Genomic DNA, 2600 nt, shown 5'->3' with positions numbered 1-2600 from the left:
CGGGACCGCGCTGCAGGGTGCGCCCCGGTGTCTCGCGCTCGGCGGGCAGGTCGATCATCACCGGCACGATGCGCTCGCGCGGAAAGTGCTGCTCGAAGCGCTGGATGTGCTCCACGCCGTTCTGGATCACGGCGAGCCGCGTGTGCGGATGCGTCGCACCGGCAAACCAGCGCGCGGCGGCGTCACTGTCGTAGGCCTTGGTGGCGACCAGGATCCAGTCGCTCGGCGGTGCCTGTCGCACGTCGGTGATGACGCGCGGCTTCGCGCGGATCAGCCCGCCCGGCGTCTGCGTTTCGATCGAGTCGAATGGCGTGCGTGCCGCGGCGGTGACCTGGTGACGATCGTCCTGGCAGAGCCAGGCGATCAACGTCGCGCCGATGGCACCGGGGCCGATGAAGAGGATCGAAGCCATGCGTCATCATGACAAAAAAACGGGGCGCCGAAGCGCCCCGTTCCGATCCTCCGGACGCGCCGGAAGCTAGATCCAGTACACGAACACGAAAAGTCCCAGCCAGACCACGTCCACGAAGTGCCAATACCAGGCCACCGCCTCGAAGACGAAGTGGCGCTGCGGCGTGAAGTGGCCGTTGAGCGTCCGCAGCCAGATGCACACCAGCATGATGGCGCCGATGGTCACGTGGAAGCCGTGAAAGCCGGTGAGCATGAAAAACGTCGAGCCGTAGATGCCGGTGGAGAGCGTGAGGCCCAGCTTCTCGTATGCCTCGCCGTACTCGTGCGCCTGCAGCGCGACGAACAGGAAGCCCAGCGCGAACGTCAGGAACAGGAAGATGTTCAGTACGGCGCGATTGCCGGCGCGCAGCGCGTGGTGCGCGATGGTCACGGTCACGCCCGAGGTCAGCAGGATGAGCGTGTTCAGCGCCGGCAGGCCGAAGGCCGGAATGACCTCGAAGGTGCCATCCGGTCGCGGGCCGAGCGCCGCCGGGCCGTTGGTCGGCCAGGCATTCTCGAACAGCGGATGCAGCAGCTCGTTGCCCATGACCTTGGTGCCCTCGCCGCCAAGCCAAGGCACGGAGAGCACGCGCGCGTAGAACAGCGCACCGAAGAATGCGGCGAAGAACATGACCTCGGAGAAGATGAACCACATCATTCCCATGCGGAACGAGCGGTCGACGTCCAGGCCGTAGAGGCCCTGCTGGTTCTCGCCGATCACGGTGCCGAACCAGCCGATGAACATGAACACCACCAGCGCGAAGCCGGGCAGCATCGCCCAGGCGGGTGTCCAGTCGTTCAGCAGGCAGACTGCACCCAGCAGCAGCGTGAAGAACGAGGCTGAAGCGATGATGGGCCATCTGCTCTCGTGGGGAACGTAGTACTTGCCGGTGGAGGCGTGAGCGTCTGCCATGAAGAGATCCTAGGTTGCTAGTTCAATGAGCCCACTCGCGTGAACTCGTCATAAAAAGTGTACGACAGCGTGATGCGCTCGACCCAATGCGGAATCGCCGGATCGACGACGAAGCGCACGGTCATGGGCCGCTGTTCGTTGACGTTGAAGTGCTGCGGCGTGAAGCAGAAGCACTCGGTCTTGCGGAAGTACGCCGCGGCCTTGCCGGGCGCGATGTTCGGCACAGCCTGCGCCATGGTCTCGTGGCCCGTCAGGTTGTGCGCGAAGAATTCGGTCTTGTACAGGCGCCCGGGGTGGATCTGCATCGAGGCCACCGTGGGGCGGAACTCCCAGTTGCCGACGGTCGGCAGCTCGGCGATGAAGTCCACGGTGATCGTGCGCGTGTCGTCGGGTTTCTCGACCGCCAGGCGCTTTTCGGCCAGTGCCTTCTGGTTGCCGAAACCGGTGATGTCGCACAGCACGTCGTACAGCGGCACGAGCGCGAAGCCGAACCCGAAGCTGCCGAGTGCGAACACCAGCAGCTTCAGCGTCAGCCGCCGGTTCACCCCGCGCTGCTTGTCGACGCTGCCGGTCATCAGCTGCGCGCCACCGACATCCAGATGAAGGCCACGTAGAACGACAGCGCCACCAGGCCGAGCAGGATGGCCGTGCGGCGCGCCTTGGCACGCCGCTCGGCGACCTCGCGATCGGACATGGTGCTCATCAGTGCTCCACGCCGCGGGCGATGATTTCGCGGGACGGCGGCTCGCTCCAGCTGTGGTACGGCGGCGGCGAGGGCAGCTCCCACTCCAGGCCATGTGCGCCTTCCCAGACCCGGTCCGTGGCCCTGGTGGTCGCCTTCACGCACTTCCAGATGATGTACGGCAGCAGCAGCTGCGAAAGGCCGAAACCGAATCCACCGATCGAGGACACCATGTTCCAGTCCGCGAACTGCGTGGAGTAGTCCGGAATGCGGCGCGGCATGCCGGCGAGGCCGAGGAAGTGCTGCGGGAAGAACAGCACGTTCACGAAGATGGTCGACAGCCAGAAGTGCCACTTGGCCAGCTTCATGTCGTACATCTTGCCGGTCCACTTCGGCAGCCAGTAATACACGCCCGCCATGATGGCGAACACGGCGCCGGGCACCAGCACGTAGTGGAAGTGCGCCACCACGAAGTAGGTGTCGTGGTACTGGAAGTCGGCCGGCACCACCGCGAGCATCAGGCCCGAGAAGCCGCCGATCGAGAACAGGAACAGG

General features: G+C 65.1%; 5 protein-coding genes. All 5 read right to left on the bottom strand.

The genetic code is table 11. The annotated features are described in order from the left end of the window. On the bottom strand, positions 1–412 hold a 412-nt coding region (locus VFM98_RS05995; protein ID WP_325108991.1), incomplete at its 3' end, for a 2-dehydropantoate 2-reductase N-terminal domain-containing protein. A 66-nt stretch (positions 413–478) separates the two neighbouring features. Beyond that, positions 479–1363, bottom strand: coding sequence for a cytochrome c oxidase subunit 3 (locus tag VFM98_RS05990; protein ID WP_325108990.1), 885 nt, complete (start codon positions 1361–1363; stop codon positions 479–481). A gap of 17 nt (positions 1364–1380) precedes the next feature. Beyond that, positions 1381–1938 (bottom strand): cytochrome c oxidase assembly protein, encoded by a 558-nt coding sequence (locus VFM98_RS05985; RefSeq protein ID WP_325108989.1) that lies wholly within the window; start codon positions 1936–1938, stop codon positions 1381–1383. Further along, entirely contained in the window at positions 1938–2066 is a 129-nt protein-coding gene (locus VFM98_RS05980) for a hypothetical protein (RefSeq protein WP_325108988.1), read from the bottom strand. The genes VFM98_RS05985 and VFM98_RS05980 overlap by 1 nt, the downstream gene beginning before the upstream one ends. Next, positions 2066–2600 (bottom strand): cbb3-type cytochrome c oxidase subunit I (locus tag VFM98_RS05975; protein ID WP_325108987.1); only part of this gene is annotated, 535 nt, incomplete at its 5' end. The genes VFM98_RS05980 and VFM98_RS05975, both read right to left, overlap by 1 nt.

This window comes from Ramlibacter sp. (genome assembly GCF_035706265.1).
Lineage (GTDB): Bacteria > Pseudomonadota > Gammaproteobacteria > Burkholderiales > Burkholderiaceae_C > Ramlibacter.
The sequence above is the reverse complement of the archived record's forward strand: the minus strand, read 5'-3'. Positions and strand labels throughout refer to the sequence as shown.

Bases quoted from the DNA above. Each gene is read 5' to 3' on its own strand.
- VFM98_RS05990 (WP_325108990.1), bottom strand. From the start codon at position 1,363: ATGGCAGACGCTCACGCCTCCACCGGCAAGTACTACGTTCCCCACGAG.
- VFM98_RS05985 (WP_325108989.1), bottom strand. From the start codon at position 1,938: ATGACCGGCAGCGTCGACAAGCAGCGCGGGGTGAACCGGCGGCTGACG.
- VFM98_RS05980 (WP_325108988.1), bottom strand. From the start codon at position 2,066: ATGAGCACCATGTCCGATCGCGAGGTCGCCGAGCGGCGTGCCAAGGCG.